This is a genomic window from Rufibacter aurantiacus, from assembly GCF_017916345.1.
Classification (GTDB): domain Bacteria; phylum Bacteroidota; class Bacteroidia; order Cytophagales; family Hymenobacteraceae; genus Nibribacter; species Nibribacter roseolus.
This window is the reverse complement of record NZ_JAFMSV010000002.1, coordinates 1,097,600-1,115,818: the sequence shown is the minus strand read 5'-3', so window position 1 is coordinate 1,115,818 and position 18,219 is coordinate 1,097,600. Positions and strand designations below refer to the sequence as shown.

Annotated in this window: 12 protein-coding genes; 7 read left to right on the top strand and 5 right to left on the bottom strand. The window is 54.8% G+C overall.

What is annotated here, in order from left to right; genetic code table 11:
• Position 1: 1 nt before the first annotated feature.
• Entirely contained in the window at positions 2-937 is a 936-nt protein-coding gene (locus J3P34_RS09740) for an NmrA family NAD(P)-binding protein (protein ID WP_210488211.1), read from the bottom strand.
• Between the two features lie 199 nt (positions 938-1,136).
• Here J3P34_RS09740 and J3P34_RS09735 point away from each other — a divergent pair, with 199 nt between their 5' ends.
• Positions 1,137-2,201: a bifunctional transcriptional activator/DNA repair enzyme AdaA gene (locus J3P34_RS09735; protein ID WP_210488209.1), complete on the top strand. Its 1,065-nt coding sequence runs from the start codon at positions 1,137-1,139 to the stop codon at positions 2,199-2,201.
• Positions 2,202-2,301: 100 nt separating this feature from the next.
• On the opposite strand, the gene tamL is transcribed toward J3P34_RS09735, so the two are convergent.
• Positions 2,302-4,650 (bottom strand): translocation and assembly module lipoprotein TamL, encoded by a 2,349-nt coding sequence (tamL, locus tag J3P34_RS09730; RefSeq protein WP_210488207.1) that lies wholly within the window; start codon positions 4,648-4,650, stop codon positions 2,302-2,304.
• Positions 4,651-9,645 carry a translocation/assembly module TamB domain-containing protein gene (locus J3P34_RS22365; RefSeq protein ID WP_210488205.1) on the bottom strand — a complete coding sequence of 1,665 codons (4,995 nt, stop codon included), beginning with the start codon at positions 9,643-9,645 and terminating at the stop codon, positions 4,651-4,653. It lies immediately after the preceding gene.
• Between the two features lie 278 nt (positions 9,646-9,923).
• Between J3P34_RS22365 and J3P34_RS09720 the strand changes: the two genes are divergently transcribed.
• On the top strand, positions 9,924-10,790 hold the full coding sequence (locus J3P34_RS09720; RefSeq protein WP_210488203.1) for an ion transporter: 867 nt from the start codon (positions 9,924-9,926) through the stop codon (positions 10,788-10,790).
• 25 nt (positions 10,791-10,815) lie between these two features.
• On the opposite strand, the gene J3P34_RS09715 is transcribed toward J3P34_RS09720, so the two are convergent.
• On the bottom strand, positions 10,816-11,364 hold the full coding sequence (locus J3P34_RS09715) for a lipocalin family protein (RefSeq protein ID WP_210488201.1): 549 nt from the start codon (positions 11,362-11,364) through the stop codon (positions 10,816-10,818).
• Between the two features lie 84 nt (positions 11,365-11,448).
• On the bottom strand, positions 11,449-11,886 hold the full coding sequence (locus tag J3P34_RS09710; RefSeq protein WP_210463289.1) for a GNAT family N-acetyltransferase: 438 nt from the start codon (positions 11,884-11,886) through the stop codon (positions 11,449-11,451).
• A 110-nt stretch (positions 11,887-11,996) separates the two neighbouring features.
• On the opposite strand from J3P34_RS09710, the gene J3P34_RS09705 reads away from it, so the two are divergent.
• The 5 genes from J3P34_RS09705 to J3P34_RS09685 all read left to right on the top strand — a co-directional run bounded on the left by J3P34_RS09705 (position 11,997) and on the right by J3P34_RS09685 (position 18,036).
• Positions 11,997-12,488 (top strand): YajQ family cyclic di-GMP-binding protein, encoded by a 492-nt coding sequence (locus J3P34_RS09705; RefSeq protein ID WP_210463290.1) that lies wholly within the window; start codon positions 11,997-11,999, stop codon positions 12,486-12,488.
• A 132-nt stretch (positions 12,489-12,620) separates the two neighbouring features.
• Positions 12,621-13,409: a TerC family protein gene (locus tag J3P34_RS09700; protein WP_210463291.1), complete on the top strand. Its 789-nt coding sequence runs from the start codon at positions 12,621-12,623 to the stop codon at positions 13,407-13,409.
• A 509-nt stretch (positions 13,410-13,918) separates the two neighbouring features.
• Positions 13,919-15,598 carry a GMC oxidoreductase gene (locus J3P34_RS09695; RefSeq protein ID WP_210488199.1) on the top strand — a complete coding sequence of 560 codons (1,680 nt, stop codon included), beginning with the start codon at positions 13,919-13,921 and terminating at the stop codon, positions 15,596-15,598.
• 21 nt (positions 15,599-15,619) lie between these two features.
• Positions 15,620-17,086 carry a Gfo/Idh/MocA family protein gene (locus J3P34_RS09690; protein WP_210488197.1) on the top strand — a complete coding sequence of 489 codons (1,467 nt, stop codon included), beginning with the start codon at positions 15,620-15,622 and terminating at the stop codon, positions 17,084-17,086.
• 386 nt (positions 17,087-17,472) lie between these two features.
• Positions 17,473-18,036 carry a gluconate 2-dehydrogenase subunit 3 family protein gene (locus J3P34_RS09685; RefSeq protein WP_210488195.1) on the top strand — a complete coding sequence of 188 codons (564 nt, stop codon included), beginning with the start codon at positions 17,473-17,475 and terminating at the stop codon, positions 18,034-18,036.
• Positions 18,037-18,219: the final 183 nt, after the last annotated feature.

Below are 18,219 nucleotides of genomic sequence, written 5' to 3'. Positions count from 1 at the left end.
TTTATTTTGAGTTCTGCTGAACATGCTCGGCGAGTACTTCCTCTACAGAGGTCCATTCAATGCCCGGGTAACGGTCATTGTCCAGCGGCGCCAGTTTAGGAAGCCCGCTGAACATGTTCCGCATGTACTGCATGCCCTGCCAGGCTGGAAAGACCTCCTCTTTTTGCGGGAAGACTGTTTTTGTGAACTTGATGATTCTGTCCAGTCGGCGCAGTTTTCCGGCCTTGAGCAACTTGAAGGGATGCCCGGTAGCCTGGCTGGCGGCATCCTGCAAGCCCCGTGCACTCAGCACATCGCCGGCTACCCGCAGGTAACGGGGCGCGGTGTCATCCAGGGCGGCAGCGGCGGTGAACGCGGCAGTGTCTTCAGTGGTGGTGAAGTCCAGCGGCTGGTCTGCGTCTTCCCAGTACACCACCCGTTTGAGCGGGAACAAGACCACCGGCGCCTGCCCGGTCAGCAAATCAGAGAACATGCCGTTGAGTATGGAGGTAGCCTTGATGGGTGCCCTGTCCAGGCGCTCTTTGAATTCCTGCCGCAGATCCAGGTTGCGGTTCGTGCCAGGGGGCAGTTTGGTGAAATCAATCGCGAAATCAGAGGGGACAAAGCGGGGCACGCCGGCCTCCACCGCCGCCTGCAGCAGAGCCGTCTGGGCATCGAGAATCACCTCCTCAAGGCCAGACAACGCCGATACCACGCAGGTTGCGCCGGCGCAGGCTTTCACCAGTTCTGCATGGTTACGGTAATCAACTTCCACCAGCGTGGCGCCTTTTTTCCGCAAAGCCGCGGTTTTGTCACCTGTGCCTCCGGGGCGCACAAGCGCCCGCACCCGGGCGCCGCGTTGCAGCAGGTGCCGGGCAATGCGCCCGCCCAGGTCACCGGTGGCGCCGGCTAAAACAATAAGGGATTTCTCAGGGGTAAGGGGGTGGTCAACTGCCATAAAGTACTTTTCAGGATATCTACCTTAACCGCGTACCGGGGCAATTGTTAGGAAAATTAGGCTTTGAAGAATAAAAAAATACTTGTCCATTTTTCGGTTGCGGTCCCGTTTTGAATCATCTTTCTTTGGGGAATAAAGGCTGTTTTTTTAGAAAACAGGCCTAAAAAGGAAAGTCAAAACACGTGATAATAGTCAAGGTATGCTGGTCACCAATCAGAAAGACGTAGACAAATACTACAAAGCCCTGCTGGCCAAAGATGAGCAATTCATTGGTATCTTTTACGTGGGCGTGAAAACCACCGGCATCTTCTGCATCTCCACGTGCCGGGCGCGCAAACCCAAACGGGAGAACGTGGAATTCTACACCGAGGCCCGCGAACTGCTGCAACACGGTTACCGGCCCTGCAAGGTCTGTAAGCCCACCGAGCAGGCGCACCAGCCGCCGCCCGAGGTGCGCCTGCTCCTGCAGATGGTGAAGGAGAACCCTAAACAGAGAATCCAGGACTACCAGATAAGGCAGCAGGGGCTGGCCCCAGAGAAGATCAGGAGATGGTTCAAGAAGCACCACGGCATCACCTTCCAGACCTACCAGCGCATGATCAGGATCAATACCGCCTTCCAGGAGCTGCAAAGCGGTAAAAGCGTGACCCATTCGGCCTTTGATGCCGGCTATGAATCTCTAAGCGGTTTTAACTATACTTTCAAAAAAATGCTCGGAAAATCACCAGAAGACACCAAAGACAAATCCGTCATCCTGATGACCCGGCTCACCACTCCCTTAGGCCCCATGTACGCCTGTGCCACGGCTGAGGGCGTCTGCCTGCTGGAGTTCACAGACCGGAGGATGTTGGAAACTGAGTTCCGCGACCTGCAGAAAAGACTCAATGCCACCATCCTGGCCGGGGAGAATGACCACCTGAGGCAGTTGAAGGCTGAGGTGGAAGAGTATTTTGCCGGTACCCGGCAGGCGTTCACGGTGGCGCTCCACACTCCGGGAACGGAGTTTCAGCAGAAGGTCTGGCAAGTGCTGCATGACATCCCTTACGGTACCACCAGTTCTTACCAGCGCCAGGCCGAGAGATTAGCCATGCCCCAGGCGGTAAGAGCCGTAGCCTCGGCCAATGGCCACAACCGCATCTCCATCATCATCCCCTGTCACCGCGTAATTGGCAAGAACAACCAACTAACCGGCTACGGTGGCGGCTTGGAACGAAAGAAGTGGCTCATAGAGCACGAACGCAAAAATGCGCTTTGCCAGGTATAGCCCAGAAAAGGTTAGTAGGTACTAAAAAAGAATCTCCCCGTTTAGGGCCTGTTTTATGGAAACAAGCCCTAAGCGGGGAGATTTATTTTATGAGGAGCTTTTAGAAAGGATACCCGATGGCCAGGTTCAGCACCCCAGTGCCGAACAGTCCGGATTTAGGCCGACCACCATTGGGGTAGGTTGGGTCGCGGAGCGGATACGCCAGGTCCACGCGTATCACGAAGAACTGCACGTCAATCCTGATGCCGGCGCCGGCGCCCACCGCCAGCTGGCTCATAAAGTTACCGCTGAACTTACCGCCGGGCCGCGTAGGGTCTTCGTTTACAAGCCAGATGTTACCAGCGTCCACAAAGAAGGCGCCTTTCAGGTACGGGTCCATCAGCGGGAACCGGAACTCGGCATTCCCTTCCAGCCTGATGTCACCGGTCTGGTCAAAATAGGAGAAGCTTTGGGAGACTTCGTTGCCGGGTTCCTGTAATGCCGTTGGATTGTAAACACCGGGTCCCAAGCTGCGGGCCGGAAACGCCCTGATGCTGTTAGGACCGCCAATGCCGTACTGCTTGATGTACGGAAGCACGTTGGAGTTGCCGTAGGGCAAACCGTAGCCGCCCAGAAAGCGGGTAGCCAGCACCAGTTTTTCAGTGAGGTTGAAGTAGTAGCGGGTTTCCAGGTCAAACTTAGCGTACTGCGAGAGCGCCTGCCCCCGGAACGTGTTCGGGAACTCCGGATCAGCGGGCCGTTTGTTTTTCACCCGGTAAAAGAGCCCCCACAAACCACCCGAGAAATCAAGCCCGGGGCTGATGTAGAATTGGTGGCTTCGCCCTTCAACCCCCAAGGTATTGTACACCAACCGGTAATTACCGCCAATAATGAGCTGCTGGTCAAAAGCCCGTGCCAGGAACGGACGTTGTGCCAATTCTTCCTGGAAGGCGGGAGTAGGGTTCAGCAGCCGCGAGTACTGCACCTGCACGGGATTGATCTGGAACTCAGTGGTGGCGTATTGCCGCCAGGAGTACCCGTACTCAAAGTTGAAGGAGTTCTGCTGAAAGAATTCCTGCCGGTTGATGAACCGGAAACCCAGCGCAAACCGCGTTCTGGGCTGGTACATACTGCTGGCGATCCGGATGTTGAACGGTGAGATGATGCGGGGTACGTGCATCTCGGCATCGGCTCCTACCTCCATGGACGTAAGGCCCGAACGAGCACTATCCCCGCTGATCTGCGATTCAAAGGAACCTACCAGGTTAATGAGCAGCAACTCGGCACCGCGCAAGGCATTCCGGTTCCGGAAACTGACCGTAATACCCGGCCCTGCGTACCCGTTGGATTTCTGCACCGTCTGCACCTCAGCCCTAACCGATTTTTTCTTGGCTTGGGTCAGGAGGATATCGGCATTGATACGGCCATCCAACCCTATAGAATCCAAGGGTGTGAACCGCACCTCGGCAAACTTGAACGTGCCCAAATCCATGAGGCGATTAACGGTCTGAAGGTGGCGTTTGCGGCTGTAGAGGTCGCCGTTTTCCACGAAGACCGCATTCAGAATGGTTTTGGCCTTAAAGGTTTCTTCGTCTGGGTAGTACTTGTAGTCTTTGAATTGTACCGGTGCCTCACTATCGCCAATGGAGTCGCCCAGGGAATAGTCGGTGTATATGCTCACCTGCTTGTAGCGGTACGGGATCAGGGCCTTGGTAGGAGCTGTGTCCTTCAGGCGCACATAGATGTTGACCTTGTTGTTCTGGGTACTGTCTACGTGGTAAATCAGATAGCTTTCGTCAAAAAAGAAGAAGCCTTTCTCTTTCAGGATCTCGTTCACCCGCAGGCGCTCGGCAATGAGTTTTTCCAAGTTGTAGGGGTCATTCACCTTCAGCAGGCTTTGGGGTTCCGTCGCCCTGATGGCCATGGAGACGCTGTCGTTCCCCTGCGGAAACTGGATCTGCTGAATGATGTATTGCTTACCCACCGTGGCGGCATAATGCACCTGCGCCATCTTGCGCTTGCTGGTGGTGTCTACGGTGTGTTCCAGGGTGGGGGAGAAATACCCGTTATTGTACAAACGGTTGATCATGGCTCCTTTCACACGGTCTGGGTGCGTCTCGCTTAACAAAACCGGCGGCTCTCCCAGGCGGGTTTTAATCCAGTTGGCAATGCCTTTGCGTTCACGGTTTCCGCCCATGGCGTTGTAGATCCAGAGCTTGGGCCGCATGCCCAGGAAGGAGGTATTGGGCTGCGGCCGGATGGCGGCGTTCAGTTCCGGTTCCAGGGCTTTGGTGTCTGTCTCAGGGTAGGGAGAAGTCACTTTGATGTCACCGCCAATGTAGAGGTAGTCGCCCTGGGGTACGCTTTTGGTGCTGCTGCAACCCGCCAGAAAAGCCAGGAGAAACAACAAGGAAAGTGCCCTGGAAAGGGAGAGGGTAGAGAAGGTCACGTGTCTATAAAGCGATGTCATTTATTTTGCTTTGCCAGTATTTCTAAAGAGTTCAGCGAGGCTGTCATATTCACGCACGAAAAGCAGGGAAACACCGGTGCGCTGCAACTGTCCGTCCAAGAAGCCTTCATAGGAATTGTTCCGGAAAGCCCGCAGCCGCAACCGTCCGTCCTTGGTCACCGAGTATTCCACTGATACGTCTCCCGCAAAGGCATTCCCGCCGCTGTTTCCCGCGTTACCAGAATTGCCCTGGTCATTGCCGCCGCCCAACGGAATGTCTGTCCCGAAGCTTACGGTCAGCCGGTCGTTGAGGAGCTGGCGCTGCATGGCTACGTTCAGGTCTGTGCGGCTCTGGGCATCGCCGGAGGAGTAATCATCATAGGAGTTCAGGCCCAGTTCAATTCCCAGCCCGCCCAGGTACTGGCCAGTCAAGTTATTGAGCTGGTCAGAGAGTACTTTGCTTGCACTACCGCGCAGGGCACTGTTGATACCGCCTCCGGCCGAAGACGCTAATGGGTCCTGCGCCATGAACCGACCAAGTACCAGTAGGGAGAAGACCTGTTTGGTGCGCTCAGATTCCTGCGTTGGTTGGCTTAGCTGATCCAGGCGGGCACGTACTTCTTCCACCATGCCCCCTTTTGCTTTCTCATCCAATTCAATATTAAAGGAGATAGCCGGGTTCATGAGTTCGCCTTCCATGTTCAGGCGAACATCAAACGGCAGTTTGTTGCGGAGTTGACCGGCGCTTCCGGCATCTACTCCGGCGGTTTGGCTCTGGATAAGTTCCAGCGGAGCCGCGTCTACGTTATAGATGGCCGTGATATTGGCATCGGCGTCCATCATGTCACCGGTCCAGACAATGTAGCTGGCAGGGTCAAACGCAAACTCACGTTTCACCAGTTCATACAGGTTCATGGAGTAGAGGCCTTCGGTGACATCATAGCGGCCCGACAAGGTGATGTTTTCAGTTACATCATAGCCTACATTCAAGTTTGCCTCGCCCCTGATGGTTAGGTTGTCGCCCGACTCTGGATCTACAATCACGGTGATGGGCGTTTCATCGGTTAAATTCAGGGTCATGGTCATTTCAATTCCTGTGACCTCGGCCTCCACCGTATCTATCTGCTTTTGGCGGTTGATGCGGCGGTTGCGGGTGCTGTCTGGGTCTATAAAGACCACAATCCCCTCCCGGTTCACGCCCGCTTCCTCCTGTGGCATCACATAGGTCAAATTAGAGTTAGGCGCTACTGTTACAGTGGTGTTGATGACTGGCACGTTCAGATCTCCCGTGATCCGGGTGTCGCTGTCCAGGAACACACGGCCGTAGTACAGCTCATTGTCAGCGGCGGTGCTGTTCATGACCATGAAGTCATCGGTAGTGGCCCGCAAATCAAAGCGGTAATCCACGAAGTTGGAGGTAAGGATGGCGCCGTTCACGGTGGCGCGGTTGTTCAGGGAATCCAGCATGACAAAGTCATTGAACTGGATGCCTTCATTGTTCACGCTCAGGCGCTCATCAGGTACCCGGAACGTGGAATTGAGCATGGCTAGGTTGAAGGTAGCCTCTCTAAACTGCAGGTCGCCCACAATGTCTGGGTCTTCCAGGGTGCCCCTAATGGCTACATCGCCCGCTAAATTACCTCCCAGGTTTTTAACCATTCCCTGGGTAAATGGCTGGAGGCTGGCCAGGTTCAATTGACCTAAATCCAAATCAAAGGACATCGGCTTGCCTTCGGTAGTCAGGTAATACCCTGCCAGGGTCACGTTGTTGCCGTAGCCGGAGAGGCGGGCCGTCATGTTGTAGCGGTTGGCGGTAGGGTTGCTGGCCTGCAGCGTGAGGTCACCTACCGGGAATGTCTCGTACTCCAGACCGGTGAGGGCCATGTCTGCCGTAAAGCTCATGTTCCCCGAGATGTCATTCAAGGTGGCCTTCCCGTTGAGGGTACCAGCCACTAGACTGTCTTCCTGCAGAATGGCGCGGGCCAGATAGCCTACGTCTACATTGGTCAGGTTGACATCCAGCGGGGAGTTCTGGGCCGTTGGGTTCTGGCTTTGCAGCGCAATGGCCATGGGGCCGTTAGATAAGCGGAGATTGTTCGCCACTACCGCTCCATTGTTGGTGTAGTACCGTACAAAATTGTTTGGCCCCACGGTCCAGGCATCGCGGTTAATGAGCAAATCTGGAGCGACGTTCACTTCAAACCCATTGGTGATTTGCCGCAGCAGTACACCAATAGCCGATTCTTCCTCTCCGGTCCTGCTTTGGTTCGCTGCGCGCAGGGCTACGGTGTTGTTCTGCACATTCCCACCCAGCACAATGTTGTTCACCCTAAACGTGGTGTCCTGCCGGATGCGCTCTGCCCGTACGTTATAATTCAACTGTTTGGGGTCTGACGAGACATTCAGGGAAATGGAGTCTAGCCGCATGCCGGTATAGCGTACGCGCGGTACACTGGCTACCATCTGCAGATTGGCGGTCTGGCTATTGTAGTTCCCGTACAGGGTATCTAAACTCAGGCGGGTAAGCCCGGGCACGAAGGCCTGGAACACGCGTGGTTTGTGCAGGGCCATATTAAAGCTGAACTGCCTTGCGCGGGAACTGGGTTTGTAACCGCCATTCCCCAAGTCATAATACCGACTGATGTGGTTCATCAATTCCGGCCCGATGTCTCCTAAACCGATGTTCCCGTTCAGGTTGGCGGTGATCACGTCTGAAAGCACCCGCAGTTCGGTCTGGCCGGGCTTTTGCGTTAGATTTACAGAAAGTGAGTCAAACTGGAGCGGGCGGTTGTTGCTGGTAAGGGCGGTGTTGCGGGCAATGATGGAGCCGTTCAGGCTGTTGGCATCACCGCCTCGTAAATCAGCGATGATGTCGCCGCGCAGTCGTAAGTCCTCTGGGTACAGTTTCAGGGCCTGGAAGTCTATCGCTCTCAGGTTGGCGTTCATGGCGATGGCCGGTTGGGCGCCCCGAAGGTTCACGGTTCCGTTCAGCGCAAAATCCAGGTTCTGGTCCTTGGTGCTATTGGCTTTGATGGCGTAGCGGTTGCGGTTGGCATCTACATCGAAGTTCAGGTCATGGTAGTTGTATCCGCCGTATTCAAAGCTCTGCACGGTACCGTCAATTTTGGCCACCATGGTCTCAGGCGTGATGCCGGTTCCGTTGATATTAGCGACCAAAGAGGCTCTGCCCAGGGTTTTGTCATTCATCAAGCGTCCCAAGTCAAAGCGCATCAGGCGCACATTGCCCTGGATGCGTTCCTGTCCTTTGGTGCGGCCCGGTGTCATGTCAATTTTGGCAATCGCATTCCCGAAGGTGGTACGCACGGTGGCATCTACGTCAAAGGCGGTCATGGTCCCACTGAAGGAACCTTGTACGTCCATGGACGGTGGCAATGTGATGTTGGCCGGTAAGGTGCCCGCCGGCAGCAATGATTTCACATCGGCGGCGGTGGTATGGAAACGGTTGATCTGGAGGTTGGCGGCCAGGTTCTCTGGGTTAGGCAAGCCCCTGATGCGTCCGCTCAAAGCCAGGTCTGTGTTGCGCCAGCCGCTCACGCGCACGTTGCTCAGCAGCAGGTTGTCCATGCGGCCGTTCACCAGGCCACTCAGGCGCACGGTCTGGCCCAGGTTGCCCGCCAGGGGCGGTTGGTTCACCAACGCAGGCTGCAGCAAGGCAACATCTCTGAACCCGATGTAGGTGTTCTGCAGATCGGCGGAAAGGGTGAGCTTGCTCAGGTCCTCGGCAGCGGTCTCCAATGAAGGATAGCCTACTTTGATGCGGCGCGCGATGCGGCTGTGGCCCGTTTCCAGCACCAAATCTGATAATTCGGTCTGAACCGAGTCAAACAGGATGCCGGCCGTGAACTGCTTTACCTCAAAGCCGCTTTTCTCCTGGAACGTGAGTTGCTCCAGTTGGGCGGTGGTGCGGTTGGTGCTGTAGTAAAGGTCGTTCAGTTGCAGGTTGAGATTGCGGGCCATGAGGTGGTTGTAGTCCATGCCGCGGGCCTGCTTGGGCGCATCGTAATTGTCAAAGGCGGCGTCTACCTCGGTCACGTTCAGTTTGTCCAGGGTGAGGACCCAGTTCACGGGCTCGCCAGTGGTTTTGGAAACGGCTTCCTCAATGGCCTCCAACGCCTCCGCCGGATTTACCACGCGGTATTCCTCGGGCATCTCGGCGTTCTGGGCGTAGGCCAGGGTACTGTTGTGCAACTCCAGGTTGCTCAGGTCAATGCGCGAGTTGATGAGGTCAATTTTCTCAGAGGCCATTCTCGCCTGGCCCAAATTCACGTCTATGTACTGTTTGGCCACCCCGTTGCGGTACTTGAGTTTCACGCGGTCCAGCGCGACGGTCTTCAGCCCGAACTGCATGGTCAAAGGCTCAGACTCGCCTTCGGGCGGAACCTTGGTCTGCACCATGTCTACATAGGTGTCGCGCAGCGTGATGTCGCCTATGCGGTAGATTTCCTTCGTGAGGTCCAGCTCGTCCATCTTCACGTTGAGGTTGCCCACGCGGGTACGCACGTTCTGGCCGTTCACCTCATCGCGATAGGTGAGGAAGATGTTCTTGAAGTTAATGGTGCCTATGTCATAGGTGAAACCGGCGCTGGTGGTGTCCTGAACGGTGGTATCAGTGGGGGTGGCGAAGGCTTTGAGGATGTAGTCAAAGTTGGAGACGCTGTCTGGCAGGGTGCGGTAGATGTGGGCCGTGGCGTTCTCCAGTTCCAGCGATTTAAGGGCCACTTTGGATTGAATGATGCCCAGGATGTCCAGGTTGGCGGCCAACCGCTCAGAATACCAGAGCGTGTCGCCTTTCTGGTCTTGCAGGTACACGCCCTCCAGCAGGATGTCTTTGCGGAAATCACTGCGGAACTTACCAATGCGTACCTCCGTGCCTATCTTGTTCTGCAGGTAGTTCTCTGCCTTGCTGGCGGCAAAGTCCTGCACCTTTGGTATCTGAAGGGCCACCAGGAGGAGCACCACCAGCACCAACAACCCGCCAATTATCCAGAGAAGCACGGCGAGTGTTTTAAGCGTATATTTCTTAACAGTATGCGTAGACAAAATAAATACAGTAGCAGTTTTGGGAGATGCTACTTGTACTCAAGTTATATAGCTGCGGTTACATATATCCTTGTTAAAGAATAGGATTAAACCATTTTTTAAGGGTTTTTCTGAAAAAACGGGCCTAAAACGCCGGCCATTTTTGTAGCCGCGAAACCAGTAACCGGCTTACCCCTGCAAAGCGGCTTTACCCTTGCCCTTGGCTTGCGTATGTTTTAGAAAAAGAACCTTTGATGCATCCCTCGCCTCCCCAGCCGGAAACACCCGGCAAAAACGCTCTTAACCACGAACGCCGGCAGCTTCTCCGGCGCATTCAGCACGCCCTGGAAGGACCCATGATCTTTCTGGGTTTTGTGTGGCTGGTCTTGTTGGTGGTGGAACTGATCTGGGGTCTGGGTGCGGTGCTGCAAATGCTCAACTATGCCATCTGGATTGTTTTCATCCTGGATTTTGCCCTGCGGTTTACCCTGACGCCGGAAAAAGGCGCGTTTCTGAAGACCAACTGGCTCACCGCTATTTCCCTGGCGGTGCCGGCCCTGCGGGTTTTCCGGCTGAGCCGATTTGTGCGGGTATTCAGGACCGTGCGGGCGGTAAGGGGCTTTAGGTTGGTGCGGGTCTTGAGTTCGTTAAACCGGGGCATGAGAAGCTTGGGCGCCACCATGGGCCGCCGGGGCTTTGGCTATATGTTGACCCTTTCGCTGGCTGTTTTGTTCTCAGGAGCCGCCGGCATGTACGCGTTTGAGAACGAGGTCGCAGGAGGTATCTCTTCTTACGGGGAAGCGCTTTGGTGGACGGCCATGATCCTGATCTCCTTGGGCAGTGAGTACTGGCCCAAAACACCCGAGGGGCGGGCTTTGTGTTTTTTGCTGGCGCTTTATGGGTTTGCCGTATTTGGGTATTTCACTGCCTTGCTGGCCAGTTTTTTCCTGGACCAGGATGCTGCGAGCAAAAACTCTGAAGTAGCCGGAGCTACCCAAATTGAGCAGCTGCACCTGGAAATGAAACAACTACGGGAAGAATTAAGGGCTGTCTTGGCTTTACAGCAGACCCCCAAGGCACCGGCAGGCGAAATAAACCCACCCGGCAACCCCCAGGCATAGGTTTGAACAAATTACAGGAGGGACATTATCTGTCGGGGCAGCTTTGGTCTGCTTTGACCAGTTTTCGGGTATCGAAGCCAAGGGTCTGGGCTTTTTGTTCCAGTTGATTGTACACCGTTGCGTCCAGCGTACGGGTGCGGGCCAGAATCCAGAGGTATTTGCGGTCTGGGGAGCCCACCAGGGCGTGGGAGTAATCATCGGGTAGGTCCAGTATCCAATAATCGCCCCGGAAGGGCCAGAAGAACTGCACCCGCAATTTAGTGTTGTTGCTGCCTTCCACCGGGAAGGCTTTGCCCAGGGCACCGTCTTCTTTGCCGCTTGCGCTGCCTTTGCGGCAGGAGTTGTTCACCTCCACGTAGCCTTCTCTGGGCGTGTACACGGCGGTGGTGCAGTGGCAGCCCTTCTCAAAGCGGTTGGGGATAACGGCAATCTCGTACCACTTGCCGGCATAGCGCTGCAGGTCCACAGAGGAGACGGTGGGCAAAGGGGCGGGTTTGGGTTTAAGGGCCAGGAACAAAGCTCCCACAGCCAGCAAACCAAGGCCAACTCCGGCAAAGACAAGTGATTTTTTCATGACAGGACAGATAAAAGATTGCTCCCGCTCCCATGGTCTGGCAAAAGCAGGTGGCAAGCGGAGCAATGCCTTTATCCGGCGCTGTTAGTAAAGGGGCTTGCGCATCTGGTAATGCTGCACCTCGCCAAAGAGAAGGTGGGTTGGGTACTCTTCTGTAAACCCGTTACGCTTGTAAAAGTTTTTGGCGTACTCGCGGGCCTGCACAATGAGTTCTTTGGCGCCCATTTTGCGTGATTCTTCCTCCACGGCCTGCAGTAAACGGCGGCCTACTTGTTTGTTCTGGTACTTGGGGGCTACAGACAGGAATCTGAGCTGGGCCTCAGAGTCGGTTTCCATGTGCACGCGGCAACCACCCATGATCTCGCCAGTGTTTTCGTCAATGGCCATCAGGTGGGTTGCTTCGCTGTCATCGTCCATGCGCTCGCTGCCTACCGGCTGATGCCAGGGCTTGCGTAACATTTCGTAGCGTAACCGGTAATACTGCTCAAACTCGTGAAAGGTAGAGGGCTGAATAATTTGCATGACTGCGTTTTTAAGCTCTTTTCCGTAAAATTTCGCTAAACTAGTAACTTTGTTCGGCATCCTGATACAAAACCGTATAAATACCTGTCATTTTAATTAACACAACTACCATGCCTTCATTTGATATCGTGAGCAAAGTTGATCCGCAGACCCTGGACAACGCCATCAATACCGTTAAGAAAGAAATCCAGAGTCGCTATGACTTCAAAGACACCAAAGGCAGCGTGGAGCTGGACAAGAAAACCAATATGGTGCACATTGTCACCGAGAATGACATGCGCCTGCGCCAGATTGAGGACATAATCCTGAGCAAGATTGTAAAGCAGCAGATAGACGCCACCGCCCTGGACTTCAGCAACGAGGCCACGCCCAGCGGTCCCATGATCAAGAAAGACGTGAAAGTGCGCGCCGGCATTGACAAAGAAGACGGCAAGAAGATTGTAAAGCTCATCAAAGACAGCAAGCTGAAAGTGACGCCCGCCATCATGGACGACCAGGTGCGCGTGACCGCCAAAAAGATTGATGACCTGCAGGAGGTAATTGGCATGCTGCGCCGCGCCGAGCTGGGTATTCCGCTGCAGTTCGTGAACATGAAATCATAAGCGGGCCTGCCCGTACCGTAATTATACTTTAATTAAAGGCGGCAAACCCTGGTTTGCTTAACCCAGTTCCTGAGACTGCGTTTAAATGCCTTTACCTGCTCTCTTTTACGCACTATCTGAATAAATAAAACTATGTTTGATGTCTTCTCCAGCCCAGATGTCTGGCTAAGCCTCCTCACCCTTACCTTTATGGAAGTGGTGTTGGGGATTGATAATATTGTGTTCATCTCCATTGTGGTATCGCGGCTGCCGCGCGAGCAGCAGGCCCGGGGCCGCACCATCGGGCTGATGCTGGCCCTGGTGTTCCGGATTATCCTGCTGTCTTTCATCAGCTACATTGTGAACGCGAACCAACCGTTGTTCACCTGGAACCTGCCGTGGCTGGATGAGCCGTTTGCTGTTTCCTGGCGCGATATTATTCTCTTTGGCGGGGGCTTGTTCCTGCTGGCCAAGAGTACCACCGAGATCCACAACAAACTGGAAGGCGAAGAAGAGGAGCATGGTGCTGCGGGCGGTACCGCTACCATGGGTAAGATCCTGGTTCAGATTGTGATGGTAGACATTGTGTTCTCCTTTGACTCTATCTTAACAGCCGTAGGTTTAGTTGACCACGTGATTGTAATGATCATGGCGGTGATTATTTCTATGGGTATCATGCTAGCCTTTGCCAAGTACGTGAGCGATTTTGTGAACACGCACCCAACTGTTAAGATGCTGGCCCTTTCCTTCCTGATCATGATTGGGGTAATGCTGGTGGTAGAGGCGCTGCACGCCCACATTCCTAAGGGCTACATCTACTTTGCCATGTTCTTCTCCCTGGTGGTGGAAATGCTGAACATGAAACTGCGCAAGAAAACCTCCCCGGTGCAGCTGCGCCAGAGCGAGATTCTGGAAGAAGACATCACCGTGCAAGGGCGTTGATAAGTCCTTCCAAAACGGAAAGCAGAAGCGGGAACCCGGTCATCGGGTTCCCGCTTCTGCTTTTAGGGTTATCGGCAAAGTCGGGTTTGTCCAAGCCTTCTTTCGCTGTTCCTTCTTTTTAAGCTCGTTTTTGAAAAGAAGGCCAGAAACGGTTTTCCCATTTCCGCAGATATAGTAAAACCAATCTCCCACAAACAAACCCAGTGTACCTGTTTCCGTTTTGAGGCTGTTCTCGCCAAAGTAGATGAAAAGTTTATCTATTAGTAAATCCTTTTAGCAGAACCATTGTGGTTATTTAACCAATACAAAGCGAATTTTCAGTTTTTTACGGCCAGTTAGCGGGGTGCGCTTGCTTTTGCTGTTTTTAAATTTTATTATTAAAAAGCCATTTTGTTGATACTCTCACAACAAGGGGGCAGGTAATGTCTTTCATGTTGTCATTACCTTATTTTTAAAAGCAAAAAACACCACCCAAACCCAACAAACAACTAAGCTAACCATCTTCTTTTATGGCCGATAATCATTACGATGCCATTGTCATAGGTTCTGGTATCTCCGGCGGCTGGGCTGCCAAAGAACTCACTGAAAAGGGCCTCAAAACCATTATGCTGGAGCGGGGCCGCAACATTGAGCACGTCAAAGACTACGTTAACGCAAATAAACACCCCTGGGAACTGCCTCACCGCGGCGGCCGCACCCAGGAAATGATTGACAACTACCCGGTACTCAAGCGCGACTACACCCTCAATGAGGCCAACCTAGACTACTGGGTGAATGAGAAGGAAAGCCCCTACGTTGAAAGCAAGCGTTTTGACTGGTACCGGGGTTATCACGTAGGGGGCCGCTCCCTCATGTGGGGTCGCCAGAGCTACCGCCTCTCTGACCTTGATTTTGAAGCCAACGCCAAAGACGGCATCGCGGTGGACTGGCCTATCCGTTACAAAGACCTGGCGCCGTGGTACAGCTACGTGGAGAAATTCGCGGGTATCAGCGGTTCCAAAGAGAACATCCCGCATTTACCGGACGGCGAGTTTCTGCCGCCCATGGAACTGAACTGCGTGGAGAAAGACGTGGCCGCCCGCATCAAGTCGCATTATAAAGGCAACCGGCACCTGATCATCGGCCGGACGGCCAACCTCACCGCAGCGCATAACAACCGCACCAACTGCCAGTACCGCAGCAAATGCTGGCTGGGCTGTCCGTTTGGGGCATATTTCAGCACGCAGTCGGCCACGCTGCCGGCGGCTATGGCAACGGGCAACCTTACCCTGCGGCCGCACTCCATCGTGACCAAGATCCTCTATGACAAAGACACCAAAAAGGCCAAAGGCGTGGAGGTGCTGGATGCGGAGACAAACCAAACCTATGAATACTTTGCCAAAGTGGTGTTCCTCAACGCCTCTACGCTCAACTCCACCTGGGTCTTGATGAACTCGGCCACCGATGTGTGGGAAGGCGGGCTAGGCAGCAGCAGCGGTCAGTTAGGCCATAACCTCATGGACCACCACTTCCGGGCCGGAGCCAAAGGCGATATGGAAGGCTACGAAGACAAATACTATTACGGCCGCCGTCCAAACGGTATCTACATCCCAAGGTTCCGGAACATAAACGGCGAGAAACGCGACTACATCCGGGGCTTCGGGTACCAGGGTAGCGCCAGCCGCACCGGCTGGGGCCGCGAGATCGCGGAAATGGGCATCGGGGGCGATCTCAAAGACGCCATGTGCGAACCCGGCGGATGGACCATGGGCATCAACGCCTTCGGGGAGACGCTGCCGTACCATGAGAACATGGTGAAACTGAGCAAAGACAAGAAAGACAAGTGGGGCCTGCCGGTGCTGGATATTTCCTGCGAGATAAAGGAAAACGAGCACAAAATGCGCAAAGACATGGCCAACGATGCCAAAGAGATGCTGGAGATAGCGGGTCTCAAGAACGTGGAAACCTACGATGCCGGTTACGCCATGGGGCAGGGCATCCATGAGATGGGCACCGCCCGCATGGGCCGCGATCCTAAGTCATCGGTGCTGAACCAGTTCAACCAGGTGTGGGATGCCCCCAACGTCTACGTGACAGATGGCGCGGCTATGACCTCGGCGGGTTGCCAGAACCCATCGCTCACCTATATGGCCCTTACTGCCCGCGCCGTGGACCACGCCGTGAGTGAATTGAAAAAAATGAACATCTAAAACCCCTCTATAGATAATCTCATGGCCGAAGAAGAAAACAAGCCTGCCCCGCAGGACAACACCCGCCGCCAGTTCCTGAAAACCGGCGCCCTGGCCGCAGCCGGGTTCATGATTGTGCCTCGCTACGTGCTGGGCGGCAAAGGCTACACCGCCCCCAGCGATAGGTTAAGAATTGCCGCCGTGGGCGTGGGTGGCAAAGGCGAAAGCGACATCAAGAGTTTCTATGACAGCGGCAAAGCCGACATAGCCTTTCTCTGCGACGTGGACGACACTCGCGCCGCCAAATCGCGGCAGCGGTTCCCCAAAGCCAAATACTACAAAGACTGGCGCGAGATGTTTGACAAGGAGAGCAAGAACTTTGACGCCGTCTCTGTCTCCACGCCAGACCATAACCACGCCGTGACCACCATGGCGGCCATGCAGCTGGGCAAACACGTCTACGTGCAGAAACCGCTCACCCATGACATCTACGAGGCCCGCATGCTCACCGACGCAGCCAAGCGCTACAAAGTGGTCACCCAGATGGGTAACCAGGGCGCCTCCGGCGACGGCGTGCGCCAGATGCGGGAGTGGTATGATGCCGGGCTCATAGGTAAGGTACACACCATTTACTCCTGGACGGACCGCCCCGTTTGGCCGCAAGGCATCCAGTGGCCCGCCACCAAGGGCGAGGTGCCCGCCGGGCTGGACTGGGACCTTTGGCTGGGCACCGCTCCTTACAAAGAATACGTGAACAAACTGGTGCCCTTTAACTGGCGCGGCTGGTGGGACTACGGCACCGGCGCCCTGGGCGACATGGGCTGCCACCTGCTGGAGGCGCCGTTCAGAGTGCTGGATTTGACCTATGCCACCGATGTGCAGGCCAGCGTAGGCAGCGTGTACGTAGACGAGTTCAAGCGCGGGTACTTCCCCGAGAGCTGTCCGCCTTCCAGTCACGTGACCCTCACGTTCCCCAAAACTGATAAAACCAAACAGCCCGTCACCATCCACTGGATGGACGGGGGCATCCAGCCGGAACGCCCCGAGGAACTGGGCGCCAATGAAGTGTTCGGAGACGGCGGCAACGGAACGCTCTTCGTGGGCACTAAAGGTAAGATGATGTGCAGCACCTACGGCGCCAATCCGCGTTTACTGCCTACTTCGCGCACCAACGAGGTAAAAGTGAAGCAGAAGCTTGCCCGGGTACCCGGCGGAGCCGAAGGTCATTACGCCCAGTGGGTAGAGGCTTGCTTGGCCGGTTACGGCAAGATGGAGGTAAGCTCTCCGTTTGAAATCGCCGGTCCGCTCACCGAGGCCCTGCTCATGGCCAACCTCGCCATCCGCGGCACGGACGTGCGCCGGCCCAACGCCGCCGGCAACGGCTTTGACTATCCAGGCCGCGGGGTGAAATTGCTCTGGGACAACCAGAACATGCGCGTTACCAACTTTGATGAGGTAAACCAGTTCGTGAAACGCGACTACCGCGCCGGCTGGACCCTGGGAGCTTAAATTGAAGATTGACGCATTTTGTCCCCTTTGCAGACCCGGGTTGACAAGGCAATTTCAAGAGCCGAAAAGCTCTTCCTCGGCCTGTCCCCTGACAGACCGAAAGGCACAGGAAAGCTAGCCTACACTGGTTTGGCCTGTCAAGGGACAGGCCAAAGGAAAGAGTTGTCGCATTCCGTCCCCCTTTGAAGGGGGTAGGGGGATGACAAGGTTGCTAGAGGAAGGAAAAGCTTTGGCTACGGAGCTTGGGCAACCACAAGGGATTGCCCCTACATACGAAAATGCCATAATCGACAAGATTAATCAGCCCAAGCCTGCAAAGGGGGGAATGGAAGAAGTTTATCAGTTTAGACAAGATTTTAAGAAAATAAGCCATAAAAGGTTTACTTATGAATAGAAGAGAAGCGATTGCCGCCGTGGGCTGGATTCTGGGCGGTACCCTCATCGGGGCTGAGTTCCTGGTGTCCTGCACCAGCAGTGCCGCCAAGGTGAACAAGTTGTTTGACCAGGACCAGGTCACGTTTCTGGATGAGGTAGGGGAGACCATTCTGCCTGCCACCAGCACGCCCGGCGCCAAGGCCGCCAAGATTGGGTTGTTCATGGCCAACATGGTGCAGGACTGCTACACACCAGAAGACCAGAAGATTTTCATGAAGGGCATCTCCCAAGTAGATGAAGAAAGCAAAAAGAAGTTCGATAAGAAGTTCATGGAAGCCTCGCCGCAGCAGCGCACCCAACTGCTGACCCAGTTGGACAACGAGCAGAAGAACCATCAGAAAAACAAAAAGGAAGAAGAGCCTAACCACTACTTCCGGATGATGAAGGAGCTGACTTTGCTGGGTTTCTTCACCTCCGAGGTGGGTGCTACGCAGGCGCTTCGCTACCTGCCGGTGCCTGGCCGCTATGACGCCTGCATGCCTTATAAGAAAGGCGACAAAGCCTGGGCCACCTAAGCCTTTGACTTGAACGGTTTGCCTGGCTTAGAATGGTTTCCGCCAGAAGGTGCTTCCCGCTTTTGCGCTCAAAATTAGAATTTGGGGCAGAAGCGGGAATTGCCGGATAAAACGCCATATTTAAGCTGGTTTTGGGAAAACAGGCCTAAAACGAAACCTCGGCGCTGCCGCGGCAACTGAAAT

Excerpts from the sequence above, each read along its gene's own strand:
- J3P34_RS09700 (WP_210463291.1), top strand. The coding sequence starts at position 12,621 with ATGTTTGATGTCTTCTCCAGCCCAGATGTCTGGCTAAGCCTCCTCACC.
- J3P34_RS09695 (WP_210488199.1), top strand. The coding sequence starts at position 13,919 with ATGGCCGATAATCATTACGATGCCATTGTCATAGGTTCTGGTATCTCC.
- tamL (WP_210488207.1), bottom strand. The coding sequence starts at position 4,650 with ATGACATCGCTTTATAGACACGTGACCTTCTCTACCCTCTCCCTTTCC.
- J3P34_RS09705 (WP_210463290.1), top strand. The coding sequence starts at position 11,997 with ATGCCTTCATTTGATATCGTGAGCAAAGTTGATCCGCAGACCCTGGAC.
- J3P34_RS09740 (WP_210488211.1), bottom strand. The coding sequence starts at position 937 with ATGGCAGTTGACCACCCCCTTACCCCTGAGAAATCCCTTATTGTTTTA.
- J3P34_RS09735 (WP_210488209.1), top strand. The coding sequence starts at position 1,137 with ATGCTGGTCACCAATCAGAAAGACGTAGACAAATACTACAAAGCCCTG.
- J3P34_RS09710 (WP_210463289.1), bottom strand. The coding sequence starts at position 11,886 with ATGCAAATTATTCAGCCCTCTACCTTTCACGAGTTTGAGCAGTATTAC.
- J3P34_RS09685 (WP_210488195.1), top strand. The coding sequence starts at position 17,473 with ATGAATAGAAGAGAAGCGATTGCCGCCGTGGGCTGGATTCTGGGCGGT.
- J3P34_RS09715 (WP_210488201.1), bottom strand. The coding sequence starts at position 11,364 with ATGAAAAAATCACTTGTCTTTGCCGGAGTTGGCCTTGGTTTGCTGGCT.
- J3P34_RS09720 (WP_210488203.1), top strand. The coding sequence starts at position 9,924 with ATGCATCCCTCGCCTCCCCAGCCGGAAACACCCGGCAAAAACGCTCTT.
- J3P34_RS09690 (WP_210488197.1), top strand. The coding sequence starts at position 15,620 with ATGGCCGAAGAAGAAAACAAGCCTGCCCCGCAGGACAACACCCGCCGC.